The organism is Micromonospora sp. ABR4_055 (genome assembly GCF_056160425.1).
This window is the reverse complement of the sequence record NZ_JBSWXD010000004.1, coordinates 77,280-90,923: the sequence shown is the minus strand read 5'-3', so window position 1 is coordinate 90,923 and position 13,644 is coordinate 77,280. Positions and strand designations below refer to the sequence as shown.

13 protein-coding genes and 1 pseudogene are annotated in these 13,644 nt (G+C 70.7%); 9 read left to right on the top strand and 5 right to left on the bottom strand.

Going from position 1 to position 13,644, the window contains the following annotated elements:
* The first annotated feature begins 225 nt into the window (after positions 1-225).
* Genes modA through htpG form a run of 4 tightly spaced genes read left to right on the top strand, consistent with a single transcriptional unit; the run spans position 226 to position 4,931 of the window.
* The gene (gene modA, locus ACXAHD_RS02875; RefSeq protein WP_281551513.1) at positions 226-1,023 is read left to right on the top strand and encodes a molybdate ABC transporter substrate-binding protein; all 798 of its coding nucleotides are present in this window, start codon (positions 226-228) and stop codon (positions 1,021-1,023) included.
* A complete protein-coding gene (locus ACXAHD_RS02870; RefSeq protein WP_281551512.1) occupies positions 1,020-1,850 on the top strand; it encodes an ABC transporter permease in 831 nt (276 codons plus the stop codon). The genes modA and ACXAHD_RS02870 overlap by 4 nt, the downstream gene beginning before the upstream one ends.
* Positions 1,847-3,043, top strand: coding sequence for an ABC transporter ATP-binding protein (locus ACXAHD_RS02865; RefSeq protein WP_281551511.1), 1,197 nt, complete (start codon positions 1,847-1,849; stop codon positions 3,041-3,043). Before ACXAHD_RS02870 ends, ACXAHD_RS02865 begins: the two co-directional genes overlap by 4 nt.
* Positions 3,044-3,077: 34 nt before the next feature.
* Complete coding sequence (gene htpG / locus ACXAHD_RS02860; RefSeq protein ID WP_281555698.1) at positions 3,078-4,931, top strand: molecular chaperone HtpG; 1,854 nt, start codon at positions 3,078-3,080, stop codon at positions 4,929-4,931.
* Positions 4,932-5,001: 70 nt separating this feature from the next.
* Here the strand turns inward: htpG and ACXAHD_RS02855 are convergent, their stop codons facing one another.
* Positions 5,002-5,712 carry an aspartate/glutamate racemase family protein gene (locus tag ACXAHD_RS02855; protein ID WP_475048399.1) on the bottom strand — a complete coding sequence of 237 codons (711 nt, stop codon included), beginning with the start codon at positions 5,710-5,712 and terminating at the stop codon, positions 5,002-5,004.
* 188 nt (positions 5,713-5,900) lie between these two features.
* On the opposite strand from ACXAHD_RS02855, the gene ACXAHD_RS02850 reads away from it, so the two are divergent.
* The 3 genes from ACXAHD_RS02850 (at position 5,901) to ACXAHD_RS02840 (ending at position 8,848) form a co-directional block, all read left to right on the top strand.
* Positions 5,901-6,959, top strand: coding sequence for a LacI family DNA-binding transcriptional regulator (locus ACXAHD_RS02850; protein WP_475048396.1), 1,059 nt, complete (start codon positions 5,901-5,903; stop codon positions 6,957-6,959).
* A gap of 338 nt (positions 6,960-7,297) precedes the next feature.
* Positions 7,298-8,041, top strand: coding sequence for a cellulase family glycosylhydrolase (locus tag ACXAHD_RS02845; protein ID WP_475048393.1), 744 nt, complete (start codon positions 7,298-7,300; stop codon positions 8,039-8,041).
* Positions 8,042-8,449: 408 nt separating this feature from the next.
* Positions 8,450-8,848, top strand: coding sequence for a hypothetical protein (locus ACXAHD_RS02840; protein WP_281551507.1), 399 nt, complete (start codon positions 8,450-8,452; stop codon positions 8,846-8,848).
* A 120-nt stretch (positions 8,849-8,968) separates the two neighbouring features.
* Here the strand turns inward: ACXAHD_RS02840 and ACXAHD_RS02835 are convergent, their stop codons facing one another.
* Positions 8,969-9,397: a winged helix-turn-helix transcriptional regulator gene (locus tag ACXAHD_RS02835; RefSeq protein ID WP_281551506.1), complete on the bottom strand. Its 429-nt coding sequence runs from the start codon at positions 9,395-9,397 to the stop codon at positions 8,969-8,971.
* Between the two features lie 88 nt (positions 9,398-9,485).
* On the opposite strand from ACXAHD_RS02835, the gene ACXAHD_RS02830 reads away from it, so the two are divergent.
* Positions 9,486-9,902, top strand: coding sequence for a RidA family protein (locus ACXAHD_RS02830; protein ID WP_281567278.1), 417 nt, complete (start codon positions 9,486-9,488; stop codon positions 9,900-9,902).
* A gap of 119 nt (positions 9,903-10,021) precedes the next feature.
* On the opposite strand, the pseudogene ACXAHD_RS02825 reads toward ACXAHD_RS02830, so the two are convergent.
* The 3 genes and pseudogenes from ACXAHD_RS02825 to ACXAHD_RS02815 all read right to left on the bottom strand — a co-directional run.
* Positions 10,022-10,351, bottom strand: a pseudogene (locus ACXAHD_RS02825) (response regulator); the annotation flags it as partial.
* A gap of 47 nt (positions 10,352-10,398) precedes the next feature.
* A complete protein-coding gene (locus ACXAHD_RS02820) occupies positions 10,399-11,670 on the bottom strand; it encodes a sensor histidine kinase (protein WP_281551504.1) in 1,272 nt (423 codons plus the stop codon).
* Between the two features lie 211 nt (positions 11,671-11,881).
* Entirely contained in the window at positions 11,882-12,250 is a 369-nt protein-coding gene (locus ACXAHD_RS02815) for a helix-turn-helix transcriptional regulator (RefSeq protein WP_289211262.1), read from the bottom strand.
* Between the two features lie 349 nt (positions 12,251-12,599).
* On the opposite strand from ACXAHD_RS02815, the gene ACXAHD_RS02810 reads away from it, so the two are divergent.
* Positions 12,600-13,634: a TerC family protein gene (locus ACXAHD_RS02810; protein WP_475048388.1), complete on the top strand. Its 1,035-nt coding sequence runs from the start codon at positions 12,600-12,602 to the stop codon at positions 13,632-13,634.
* Positions 13,635-13,644 lie beyond the last annotated feature (10 nt).

The following is a 13,644-nucleotide window of genomic DNA, read 5'->3' as shown; positions in this document are numbered from 1 at the left end:
GTCAGGCCGGTGTCAGATATTGGCAACACGGCCGGCTGGTTGTATCGCTCACGACGCCGGATCGGTGGAAATCGGCGACGTCCGGCCAGAATTCGCCGAGCGGCGGCCGTCGACACCTGGCGGGGCACTCGCCAGCGTGGGACCGGTCGGACCGAGGTCATCGCACCTGCCAGCTGCCTGGCGACGGTATCCGGCCTCGCTTCTGCGGTATATACGCTGGTCCGCGTGACGACGACTCACCGGCGGACGTACGGCACCGTTCTCGCCACCGCGCTGCTGGCCGCCGGCTGCGCCACCGGCCCTGCGGCGGCGCCCGGCGACAGCCGGGACGACGCCGTAGCCGGCGTCACCGGCCCACTCACCGTGCTGGCCGCCGCCTCGCTGACCGACGCGTTCACCCGGATCGGGGCCGACTTCGAGGCGGCCAACCCCGGTGTGTCCGTCACCTTCAGCTTCGCCGGCAGCTCCCAGCTAGCCCAGCAGATCACCGCCGGGGCACCCGCCGACGTGTTCGCCGCCGCCAGCCCGGCCACCATGGCAACGGTCGTCTCCGCAGGCGAGGCAGCCAGCGAACCGGCCGTCTTCGCCCGCAACCAGCTGGTCATCGCGGTGCCGGACGGCAACCCGGCCGGCGTCACCGGGCTGGCCGACCTCACCAGGTCCGGCGTCAAGGTCGCCCTCTGCGCTGAGCAGGTGCCATGCGGGGCGGCCGCCCGTACCGCGCTCGACGCCGCCGGCAGCGACCTCGTCCCGGTAACCTTCGAACGGGACGTCCGCGCCGCGCTGTCCAAGGTCCGCCTCGGCGAGGTGGACGCCGCCGTCGTCTACCGCACTGACGCGGCCGCCGCCGCCGACGAGGTCGACGCCGTCGAGTTCGCCGAGTCCGGCCAGGCGATCAACGAATACCCGATCGTCACCCTGGCTGCTGCCACCAACCCGCAGGCCGGGGAGGCCTTCGTCGGGTACGTCCGCTCCGCCGCCGGCCAGGCCGACCTGACCGACGCCGGCTTCCAGCGTCCGTGACCACGCCCGCGCCGCCCGCCGTCAGCCGGCGACGTCGCCGCACCGACCGGCGGCCGCCGGTCTTCCTCGCCCTGCCCGCCCTGGCCGGACTGGCCTTCCTGACGCTGCCGCTGGCCGGCCTGCTGCTGCGTACCCCGTGGGCGCAGCTGCCGGCCCGGCTCACCGCGCCCGGCGTCCTCGACGCGCTGCGGCTGTCCCTGCTGACCGCCACTGCCGCCACCGTGCTCTGCCTGCTGCTCGGCGTACCGCTGGCCTGGTTGCTGGCCCGCACCCGGTTTCCCGGCCGGGGCCTGATCCGCGCCCTGGTCACCGTGCCGCTGGTGCTGCCGCCGGTGGTCGGCGGCGTCGCGCTGCTGCTCGTCTACGGCCGGCGCGGCCTGGTCGGCGGCTGGCTGGACAGCGCGTTCGGGGTGACCCTGCCGTTCACCACCACCGCCGTCGTGCTCGCCGAAGCGTTCGTCGCCATGCCGTTCCTGATCATCGCGGTCGAGGGCGCGCTGCGCGGTGCCGACCCCCGGTACGAGGAGGCCGCCGCCACCCTCGGGGCCAGCCGGTGGACCACGTTCCGCCGAGTCACCCTGCCGATGGTCGGCCCCGGGATCGCCGCCGGTTCGGTGCTGTGCTGGGCGCGGGCGCTCGGCGAGTTCGGTGCCACCATCACCTTCGCCGGCAACTTCCCCGGCCGTACGCAGACCATGCCGCTCGCCGTCTACCTCGCCCTGGAGCAGGACTTCGACGCCGCGATCGTGCTGAGCCTGCTGCTGCTGACCGTGTCAGTGGTGATTCTCGCCGGGCTGCGGGAGCGCTGGGTCGGTGGTCTGCGGTGACCACGCGGCGACGGGCCGACGACCCCGTCCCCGACCCGGGGCCGGCGGCGGCGCTCGACGCACATCTGGTGGTCCGCCGCACCGGGTTCACCCTCGACCTGCGGCTGACCGTCGTCCCCGGGGAAGTGGTCGCGCTGCTCGGGCCCAACGGCGCCGGCAAGACCACGGCGCTGCGGGCCCTCGCCGGACTGCAGCCGCTGCACGCCGGCCACCTGCGCCTCGGCGACCGGACGCTGGACCAGCCGGACGCGGGGTTGCTGGTGGCACCGGAGCACCGGCCGATCGGCGTGGTCTTCCAAGACTATCTGCTGTTTCCGCACCTGACCGCGCTGGACAACGTGGCGTTCGGGCCGCGTAGCCACGGCGTGCCGCGTCGCGTCGCGCGCGACACGGCGGCTGGCTGGCTGGACCGGGTCGGGCTGACCGGGCACGCCCGCCGCCGGCCCCGGGAACTGTCCGGCGGGCAGGCGCAGCGGGTCGCGTTGGCCCGGGCGCTCGCCGTACGCCCGCAACTGCTGCTGCTCGACGAGCCGCTCGCCGCGCTCGACGCCCGGACCCGCGCGGAGACCCGCGCCCACCTGCGGCAGCACCTCGCCGCGCACACCGGCGTCGCCGTGCTGGTCAGCCACGACCCGTTGGACGCGATGATGCTCGCCGACCGGCTGGTGATCGTCGAGAACGGCCGGCTGGTGCAGTCGGGTGACGCGGCCACCGTCACCGCCCGCCCGCGCAGTGACTACGTGGCCCGGCTGGTCGGGCTCAACCTCTACCGGGGCAGCGGGGACGGGAGCAGCGTCACGCTGCCCGGCGGCTTCCGGCTGGTCGCCGCCGAGCCACAGCGCGGCGACGTGTTCGTGGCGTTCCCACCGTCGGCGGTGGCGCTCTACCGGCAGCGTCCGGACGGCAGCCCGCGCAACTCGTGGCCGGCCACCGTCAGCAGTGTCGCCCGCAACGGCGACCGGCTGCGGGTCGAGTTGGCCGGGCCGTTACCGGTCGGAGCGGACGTCACCGCGGCGGCGGCCGCGCACCTCGACCTGCGTCGCGGCGAGCGGGTGTGGGCGACGCTCAAGGCGACCGAGGTGGCCGGGTATCCGGCAGACCCGGACCGTACGATTCTCGGTGGAAGCCATGCTTCCGACGGCAATTCGTCTCCAGGAGGGAATCCAGGTGAGCACCGGGGTCGAGACGCGTGAGTTCCAGGCCGAGGCGCGCCAGCTCTTGCAGCTGATGGTCCATTCAATCTACTCGAACAAGGACATCTTCCTGCGCGAGTTGATCTCGAACGCCTCCGACGCGCTGGACAAACTGCGCTTGCAGGCGCTGGTCGACAAGGATCTCGACGTCGACACGTCGGACCTGCACATCGAGGTCGAGGCCGACCGCGAACAGCGCACCCTCACTGTGCGGGACAACGGCATCGGCATGTCGCGGGACGAGGTGGTCAGCCTGATCGGCACCATCGCCAAGTCCGGCACCGCCGAGCTGCTGCGCAAGATGAAGGAATCCAAGGAAGCCGCCGCGCAGGAGCTGATCGGGCAGTTCGGCGTCGGCTTCTACGCCACCTTCATGGTCGCCGACCGGGTCGTCCTGACCACCCGGCGGGCCGGGGAGACCGAGGCGACCCGCTGGGAGTCGTCCGGCGAGGGCACCTACACCATCGAGACGCTCGACGAGGCGCCCCAGGGCACCACGGTCACCCTGCACCTCAAGCCCGAGGACAAGGACGACCAACTGCACGACTACACCGAAGAGTGGAAGATCCGGGAGATCGTCAAGCGGTACTCGGACTTCATCGCCTGGCCGATCCGCACCACCACCGAGCGTCCCGGTGAATCCGACGGTGAGACCACCAGCGAGGTGGTCACCCTCAACTCGATGAAGGCGCTGTGGGCGCGGCCCCGTTCCGAGGTCACCGACGACGAGTACAAGGAGTTCTACAAGCACGTCAGCCACGACTGGAACGACCCGCTCGACATCATCCACATGAAGGCCGAAGGCACCTTCGAGTACGAGGCGTTGCTGTTCGTGCCGGCGCAGGCGCCGTTTGACCTGTTCATGCGGGACGCGCGGCGCGGCGTGCAGCTGTACGTCAAGCGCGTGTTCATCATGGACGACTGCGAGGCGCTGATCCCGGAGTACCTGCGGTTCATCAAGGGTGTCGTCGACGCGCAGGACCTTTCGTTGAACATCAGCCGGGAGATCCTGCAGCAGGACCGGCAGATCCAGCTGATCCGGCGGCGGCTGGTGAAGAAGGTGCTCTCCTCGCTCAAGGAGTTGATGGACAACGACGCCGACCGGTACCGCACGTTCTGGACCCAGCTCGGCCGGGCGGTGAAGGAAGGCCTGCTCAACGACTACGAGAACCAGCGGGCGATCCTGGACATCTCGTCGTTCGCCTCGACCCACGATCCGGAGCAGCTGACCACTCTGGCCGGGTACATCGAGCGGATGAAGGACGGTCAGGAGGACATCTACTACATGACCGGCGAGTCCCGCACGATGATCGAGAACTCCCCGCACATGGAGGCGTTCAAGGCCAAGGGGTACGAGGTCCTGCTGCTCACCGACCCGGTCGACGAGATGTGGGTCGAGTCGGTCGCCGACTACGACGGCAAGAAGCTGCGGTCGATCGCCAAGGGCCAGGTCGACCTGGCCGGCGACGACGACACCGCCGAGTCCGACCCGGAGCGGGAACAGCAGAAGGAAACGTACGCCCCGCTGCTGTCCTGGCTGGGCCAGACGCTCGACGAGCAGGTCAAGGAGGTACGGCTCTCCACCCGGCTGACCACCTCGCCGGCCTGCCTGGTCGGCGACGCCGCGGACATGACCCCGGCGCTGGAACGGATGTACCGGGCGATGGGCCAGGACGGGCCGAAGATCAAGCGGATTCTGGAGCTGAACCCGACCCACCCACTGGTCACCGGGCTGCGTGAGGCGTACGGTGCCCGCGCCGACGATCCGGCGCTGGCCGAGACCGCCGAGCTGCTGTACGGCACCGCGCTGCTCGCCGAGGGCGGTGAGCTGGACGACCCGGCCCGGTTCGCCAAGCTGCTCGCCGACCGACTGGCCCGTACCGTCTGAACCGCCGGTTCCGGTCCCCCGGCGGGCGTCGACCCGCCGGGGGACGCCCGCTGGCGGGACCCGCCACAGCTCAGGCGGTGACCGTTGCTTCGGCGGCGATCGCCTGGTCGACGGCGGCGGCGACGTGCAGCCGGCTGGTCGGGAAGAGCAGCAGCGGGGTGTCCTCTTGACGGACCAGCAGCTCGATCTCGGTGCAGCCGAGCACCACGCCCTGCGCGCCGGCGGCGATCAGCCGCTCGATCACCTTCAGGTACCTGGCCCGGGACGACTCGCTGACCACTCCGAGGCACAGCTCGTCGTAGATGACCGAGTGGACCATCTTGCGGTCTGCGGCGTCGGGCACCAGGACTGTCAGGCCATGGCCGGCCAGCCGCTCGCGTAGGAAGTCCTGCTCCATGGTGAAGGCGGTGCCGAGCAAACCGACCGTGTGCAGCCCGTGGCTGCGGACCGCGTCAGCGGTGACGTCGGCGATGTGCAGCAACGGGATGTCGATTGCGGCGGCGACCTGATCGGCGACCTTGTGCATGGTGTTGGTGCACAGCAGCAGCAGGTCGGCACCGGCCGCTTCGACCCGCCGGGCCGCGTCAGCGAGCAGGTCGGCGGCTTCGTCCCACTCACTGACCGCCTGCCGTCGTTCGACGTCGGCGAAGTCGACCGAGTAGAGCACGCACCGTGCCGAATGGTGCCCACCCAGCCGGTCGCGGACCAGTTCGTTGGCGAGCCGGTAGTAGTGCGCGCTGCTTTCCCAGCTCATGCCGCCGAGCATGCCGATCGTCATCATGCTGCCATCGTGCCACCGGGTGCCCGGGCACCGGGCGGATATTCGTCGGCGGACATCGACCCGGTCGGCGGCTGTCGCGGCCGTCCATGTATTGACTATTGTGGACTCACTTTGCGGACTACCGGCAGCTGTCCGAACATCAGGCGTGCCACCTGCGATGACCCAGCGACGGGCGGGAGGGGACCGTGGTGCCCAGGGACGTACCGGTACGGCGGATCGGCATGCGTGAGGTCGCTCGGGCCGCTGGCGTATCGGTCTCCACCGCGGCCAACGTGCTGAGCCGACCGTCGATCGTCGCGCCAGCGACCCGCCGCCGGGTGGAGGCCGTCATCGAGTCCGTCGGCTATGTGCCGAACGGTCCGGCCCGGCAGTTGCGCGGCCGGCCCAGCCCGATCGTCGCCAGCGTCACCCTTGACCTGGCCAACCCGTTCTACGCCGAGGTCAACCGGGGCATCGAGGACGAGCTCGCCGAGCACGGCTGTCTGGTGCTGGCCTGCAGCACAGACCTGCGCCCGGCCAAGGAGCGGCAGTTGCTGAAACTGCTGCAGACCCAGGCCGTACGGGGCGTCATCATCGCGCCGGTCGGTGCGGACCCGGCGCCGCTGCTGTGGATGAGTCGGCACGGGATGGCGGTCGTGCTGATCGACCATCCGCGCGCAGGGCTCGACCTGTGCGCGGTCGCGGTCGACGACGTCGCCGGTGGCCGGCTGGCCGGTGAGCATCTGGTCGGGCTGGGGCACCGCAGGATCGCGTTCCTCGGCGGCACCCGGGACGCCGGGCCGGTGGCCCGCCGTCGCGACGGCGTACGCAGGGCGCTGGCCGCCGCCGGTCTCGACCCGGCGACGGGGTTGCTGGACGTCCGCGTACCGCTGCATCCGCCGCCGCTGGTCGAAGCCGCCGCCTCGGCGTCGGCGCTGATTCTCGCCGCGACCCCGCCGGTGACCGCGGTGGTCTGTCTCAACGACACGGCGGCGCTGGGCCTGCTGGACGGGTTTGCCGCAGCCGGTGTCCGGGTGCCGGCGGACATCTCGGTCGTCGGCTACGACGACCTGCCGTTCGCCCGCCGGCTGGCGCCTGCGCTGACCACGGTCAGCCAGCCGAAGTATCGGCTGGGCCGGGCCGCCGCCGAACTGCTGCTGGACGAGGCCAGGCCGGGGCACGCTCACCGGGAGATCGGGTTCCGCCCGACGCTGGCGGTCCGCGCATCGACCGTCCCGCCGTCCGACGCGTCGAAACGCATCGATTGATAGCTATTGCCTCCGGCCGGGGTGCGGACGTAGCTTGTTGGCACACCGTAGAGCGCCGAGCCGGTCCTCGTACCCCCGGTTTACAAACGTTGCAACAGCGCGCCGCGCACGCCCCCGCTCCGGGTCCGTGCGCTCGGGCAGGCGCACCTCGCCCCGGGACTTCCCGGGCTCAACCTGAGGTAGGTCATGCGCGGGGTCAACCACCCGCACGTCTGGTACACCGGCGAGACCGACTCGTTCGCCGACATCAAGGCGCTCGGTGCCAACACCGTACGGGTGGTGCTGGGCAGCGGCCAGCGCTGGGGTCCGTCCAACGGCGTCGCCGACGTGATCGATCTGTGCAAGCGGAACCGGATGATCCGCGTGCTCGAGGTGCACGACACCACCGGGTACGGCGAAGAAGTGCCGCCGCCTCGCTCGACCAGGCCGTCGACTACTGGATCAGCCAGAAGAGCGCGCTGGTCGGCGAGGAGAACTACGTCGTCATCAACATCGGCAACGAGCCGATCGGCAACGTCGACGCCGGCCAGTGGACCGCCGCCACGGTCGACGCCATCGGGCGGATGCGGGCCAACGGCTTCGATCACCTGCTGATGGTCGACGCGCCGAACTGGGGCCAGGACTGGCAGAACGTCATGCGGGCGGACGCCCAGACGGTGCTGGACGCGGACAGCCACGGCAATACCGTGCTGTCGATCCACATGTACGCGGTCTACAGCAACGCCTCGTCGATCGTGAGCTACCTTGACGACTTCGAGGCCAACGGGTGGCCGCTGGTGATCGGCGAGTTCGGCTGGCAGTTCAACTCCGGAGAGGTGGACCACGACACGATCCTGGCTGAGGCGCAGGCCCGTGGCCTCGGCTACCTCGGCTGGTCGTGGAGCGGCGACACCGACCCGATCCTCGACATGGTGCTCAACTTCGACCCGAACCAGATGACCACCTGGGGTGAGCGGATCTTCAACGGACCGGACGGCATCAGCTCCACCTCCCAGGAGGCCAGCATCTTCGGCGGTACGCCGCCGACGACCGCCCCGTCGTATGACGCCATCACGATCGAGGTGGGGGTCCGGCCGGGGTAGGTGGCGTTCCAGGCGGCCCAGCCGTTGACCGAACGCCGGGCCTCGGCCACCGCCGTTCCCGCCACGGCCACTGTCGCGGCCGTCGGTGGGGCGGACACCGGCCGCGTGGGGGCGGGTACGGACGCGCCGAGGCGGATGCCACTGCCGGCACCGGCGGGGGTGGGGGTGACGGCGCGGGCGGCGGTGCCGGTGCCGACTCGGGTGCGGGTGCGCGGGCGGAACAGCGGCGCAGGCGCATTCACCGTGGCCCGGCCGGCGTTGATCACCGGCCGGTCGCCGCCGAAGGCCGCCGGTACGATCGGCCGACCGCCGACCAGCGACGGCCGGGCATGTCCGGTGAGGGCTGACCATCACCTCGGTCTCCGGCGGCGAGTACCTCGTCGCGTTGTCCAGCAGTTCGGCGAGCAGGTGCGCCACCTCGTCGACGGCCGCGCCGGCGACGGACAGCTCCCGGTCGACCGTGCCGATCCGTACCCGGGTGTAGCGCTCGATCTGGGAGAGCGTGGCCTGGATCACGTTGTCCAGCGGCACCGCTTCCCGCCGTACCCGGGAAGTACCGGAACCACCGAGCACCAGCAGGCTCTGGTTGATCCGTGCCATCCGGGCGGCGAGGTGGTCAAGTTGGTAGAGCTGTTCGAGCCGGTCCGGGTCGGTCTCGTCGCGCTCCACCCGGTCGACCTGGGCCAGCATCGCGTCGACCAGCCGCTGCTCGCGTCGGGACAGGTGGACGAAGATCTCCGAGACGTTGGCCCGCAGCACCGCCTGTACGCCGGCGACCCGTACCGCCTCGCGATGCAATCGCTGTGATCTTGTACGTCGGTGCCTGCCGGTAGGTCCTACGATGCCGCAGGTGGGCAGGGCGAACAGTCCGGTCGTCAATTCGTGGCAGGCGCTCACCCTCGACATCGGGCGGCGGGGCGCGGCCGGTCACGGCTTCACGCTTGCCTGCGTCACCTCATCGTCGAAGCGGCGGCGGGCGCGTTCAACCTCGGCGTAGTTGGCGGCGGTCCAGCCGAAGAGGGCGTCGACGAGGTCCTGCAGGGTCTTGCCCAGCGGGGCGATACGGTACTCGACGGCGAGCGGGCGGGTGCCGGTGACGACCCGTTCGACCATGCCGTTGCGTTCGAGCCGGCGCAGCGTGGCGGTCAGCGACTTCTGGGTGACCGCCGGGATCTCCCGGCGGAGCTCGTTGAACCGCAGCGGCCGCCCGCACAGCGTCTCGAGCACCCGCAACGACCACTTGTCCAGCACCTGGTCGAGCAGCTCCCGCTGGTCCCTGCTGAGCGGGGAGTCGGCACTGAGCTGGGCGTCAACGCTGATCGGGGAGTCGGCTTCCGCGAGGGTGGTTTCCGGCATGACACCTAGTATCGTTGAAGTTCCCTTCGGATACCAGGTAGACATCTGATACCTGATGACATCCGTGTTCGACGAAGGGTAACCCGCAATGACCACCGTGCAGCTGCTGTCCCCGGAGGGGATGGCCCAGCCCGTCCCGTACCACCACGTGTCGATCGCCACCGGCAGTCGCCAGGTGCACGTCGCCGGCCAGGTCGGGCGCGACGCCGACGGCAAGCCGGTCGGCGACGCCGACGAGCTCGCCGACCAGGTGGCGCAGGCGTTGCGCAACACCGCGCGCGGTCTCGCCGGTGCCGGCGCGAGCTTCGCGGACGTGGTCCGGCTGCGGTTCTACGTCACCGACTGGACCCCGGAGCAGATGGACGACCTGATGGCCGGCGTCGCGCGGGTCGCCGACGAGCTTGCGATCCCGCAGCCGTTCCCACCGTCGTCGCTGATCGGCGTCGAGGTGCTGTACGCCCCCGACGTGCGGGTCGAAATCGAGGCCGACGCGGTCCTGGACTGATGCGCGGCTGCCGACTCAGGCGGTGCCGCCGGACGTCGCCGGGCGAACTCGGCGATTACCCGGCGGGTCACCGTCTGGTCGACCAGACCGTAGCCGGCCGCCAGCCGGCGGATCGCGTCGATCAGGTCCTCGGGCTCGCAGTCCTTGAGGATGAATCCGCTGGCCCCGGCTTCGAGCGCGCCGAAGACGTACTCGTCGAGGTCGAACGTGGTCACCACCAAGACCGCTGGCGGCGACCCGGCCGCGTCGGCGAGGATCTGCCGGGTCGCGGTGAGCCCGTCGCCGCCGGGCATCCGTACGTCCATGCAGACCACGTCGGGACGCAGCCGCCGGGCGGTGGTGACCGCCGACGACCCGCTCGACGCCTCCGCCACCACCTCGATGTCGGCGACCTGCTCCAGCAGCACCCGGAAACCGGCCCGTACCACCGCCTGATCGTCCACCAGCATCACCCGGATCGTCCCGGCACCGGCATCAGCCCCGGCTTCCGCCCTGGTCACGACCGCTCACCTCCGTTGTCCGTCAGCATCACCGCGACCGACCAGCCGCCGTCGGTGGTCGGCCCGGCCGCGAGCCGGGCACCGATCAGCTGGGCCCGCTCCCGCATGCCGACCAGCCCGACACCGCTGCTGATCCGTACCGCAGGCTCCGGGTGTCGGGCCGGCGGGGCATTAACCACCGCCAGCGACACCTCACGCGACAGGCAATGCAGCGTGACCTGGACCGGCGCGCCCGGCGCGTGCTGCCGGGCGTTGGACAGCGCCTCCTGCACCGTGCGGTAGAGCGCGACGTCGGCGATCGGCGACACCGGCCGGGGCGGCCCGTTGACGCTGAACTCGACCGGCGTACCCAGGCCCCGGGCGGTGCGGACAAGTTCGTCGAGCACGGCCAGTCCGGGCACCGGAACGGCGCCCTCGCCGTCCCGTCCCGGACCGGCGCCGTCGGCCGGGTCCGCCGGGCCGGCACGCAGTACCCCGACAACCAACCGCAGATTGTCCAACGTCGCCTTGCCCTGCGTCCGGATCCAGGCCACCCCCTCCTTCGCTGCGGCCGGATCCCGGTCGATCAACTGCTGCACCGCCGCCGCCTGCACCACCATGCCGGACAGGTGATGCGCGGCGACGTCGTGCAGCTCCCGAGCCATCTGGGTGCGTTCCACACCGATCGCCGCCCGTACCTTCGCCTGCTGGGTCCGAACCGACTCGGCGGCCTGCTGACGGAGCAACCGCACGTAGCGTCCGCGGGTGGCGACGTAGCTGCCGACGAACGCGCCGCCGAGGTAGGACAGCACGCTTGACCCGGCCGGGCCGACCGCCGGCAGCAACAGGCCCGGCGTGCTCACCGCGGCGGCGCCGACCGCCGCCGCCACCTCGACCGCCACCTCGACCGCCACCGCCGCGCCGAGCAGCGCGAACGACCGCCGGGCCGGCGGCAGACCCGCGATGGTGTACGCCACGACAAACGGTGCGAATCCCCGGATCGTCGCGTCCGGTGGAGACGACGCGATCATCACGACCTGGACGCCGACGACGGCGGCGAGGCAGAGCAGCGGGTGGACCCGGCGCAGGCACAGCAGCAGCGCCTGCCCGACGGCGAGACAGACCAGCAGCCACTCCCGCGCCGCGGTGAGCGCGAACTCGCTCGGCGGCGTCACCACCCAGAACACTGCCGCCAGCATCGTGAACGTCAGCGCGGCGACGCCGGTCGCGAGTAGACAGTCACGGACGAACGGCCGGTCCTCGATGTGGTCGTACATCGTGTGCAGCATCCTCTGTTCCAGGTCGGGGCGGGCCGCGACGGGCAGTCCGGCCGGCCTCGGGACGGGCAGCTCGCACCGGTCAGTAGGAGATGTCCGGCGCGAGCAGCATGAAATCGACAGCGAACCATCCCGTACCGGCGAGGGCCAACAAAACCAGGGTGCTGCCAGCGCCATCTGGCGTAGGGTCACACTCGACCTACGACCTTGGTAGGAAGTCGGATCAGCCTCCGGTAGGCGGATCGGGCCGTGCCTGCTCCGGCCCGGGTCGGTCTGATTGCCGGGTAAACAGGTCGAGCAGGTCACCGATCTGCCGGTTGGCTTCGGCGGGGTGTCGGAAGTGCCCGGTCGGGTCGACGGTGTACTGGTTACGGCGGCCGACCCGGGTACGGCGCAGGTAGCCGGCGGCTTCCAGGTCGGCCACGATGCTCTGGGCCGCGCGTTCGGTGATCCCGACGGATGCGGCTACGTCGCGCAGCCGTACCGTCGGGTCCCGGGCGACGGCCAGCAGCACGTGCGCATGGTTCGTGAGGAAGGTCCAGCTCCGGGCGGCTGGCTGTGCGCCGGGATCGGCTGAGGCTGGCACCGACATGCTGACCCGCCGTCCCCTTCGCTCATCGCGCGTCCCTCGCCGTCGCACTTCTTCGAAGGCAACAGCCTTCGGACGCAATGTACGTAGGACAGTACGGGAAAGCCGGATCGCAGGTCCGGCGATCCGCCAGCCGTGCCGGTTGGCTGCCCGGAGCTTGACACGCGAATCGCGCTTCGCGAATACTGGTACGTAGTTCGAGGGGGAGTACCCGAGTACCACCGCGTCGTCGTCAGCACGGGCCCGGATCTGCCGCGCCCCGGCGACGCAGCCGCCACCCGGTGGCCCGGGGAGACCTTCGTCCAGTAGCGCCGGCCCTGACCACGGGTCGGCCGGGCGAAGGGTCTGTCCGTTGACCGTTTCCTGGTGGGTCTGGGCCGCGCTGATGCTCGCGGTCGCCGCGATGCTGGCCGTCGACCTGTTCCTGCACCGTGACAACCACGTCATCGGCTTCCGTGAAGCAGCCATCTGGTCCGGCGTCTGGATCGCCGCCGGCCTGCTGTTCGGCGTACTGCTGTGGGCCTGGCAGGGCGGCGAGGTCGCCGGCACCTACTACGCCGGCTACCTAATCGAGAAGGCGCTGTCCATCGACAACGTGTTCGTCTTCGCGCTGGTATTCAGCTACTTCGCGGTCCCGCCCGCGTACCAGCACAAGGTGCTGTTCTGGGGCGTCATCGGTGCCCTCGTGTTCCGGCTGGTGTTCATCTTCGTCGGCGCCGAACTGCTGGAGGCATTCTTCTGGACCGCGTACCTGTTCGGCGCGTTCCTCATCTACACCGGCTACAAGATGGCCTTCCGGCACGACGAGCAGACCCCACCGGACCGCAACCCGGTGGTCCGCCTGGTCCGCCGCGCCATCCCCACCGACCCGGCGTACCACGGCGAGAAGTTTTTCACCCGGGGCGACGGCAAGCGCGTCGCGACCCTGCTGTTCGTCGTCCTCATCGCGGTCGAGGCCACCGACCTGATCTTCGCCATCGACTCGATCGCCGCGATCCTGGCCATCAGCACCAGTACGTTCATCGTCTGGACGGCGAACGCCTTCGCCATCCTCGGGCTCCGCAGCCTCTACTTCTGCCTCGCCGGCCTGCTGCGCCGCTTCGTGCACCTGCACTACGGCCTGGCGGTGCTGCTCGCCTTCGCCGGCGTCAAGCTCATCCTCTCCGAGACCCCGGTCGGCAAGCTGCCCATCCCGGTCACCCTCGGGGTCATCGTCGTCACCATCGCGGTGTCGATCATCTGGAGCCTGCGCAGCACCAGCGGAACCGGCGACGCCATCGGCGGCGGTGGCGGTGGTGGCGACGGCGTCAGCGGGCCGGACACCGGTGCCTCCGGTGCCCGACCCGCTGAACCAGCTGATCAACCTGACCGTTCAGTTGTCAGGTGATGGTCCGGCC

Excerpts from the sequence above, each read along its gene's own strand:
- htpG (WP_281555698.1), top strand. The coding sequence starts at position 3,078 with ATGGTCCATTCAATCTACTCGAACAAGGACATCTTCCTGCGCGAGTTG.
- ACXAHD_RS02855 (WP_475048399.1), bottom strand. The coding sequence starts at position 5,712 with ATGATGACGATCGGCATGCTCGGCGGCATGAGCTGGGAAAGCAGCGCG.
- ACXAHD_RS02835 (WP_281551506.1), bottom strand. The coding sequence starts at position 9,397 with ATGCCGGAAACCACCCTCGCGGAAGCCGACTCCCCGATCAGCGTTGAC.
- ACXAHD_RS02830 (WP_281567278.1), top strand. The coding sequence starts at position 9,486 with ATGACCACCGTGCAGCTGCTGTCCCCGGAGGGGATGGCCCAGCCCGTC.
- ACXAHD_RS02820 (WP_281551504.1), bottom strand. The coding sequence starts at position 11,670 with ATGCTGCACACGATGTACGACCACATCGAGGACCGGCCGTTCGTCCGT.
- ACXAHD_RS02815 (WP_289211262.1), bottom strand. The coding sequence starts at position 12,250 with ATGTCGGTGCCAGCCTCAGCCGATCCCGGCGCACAGCCAGCCGCCCGG.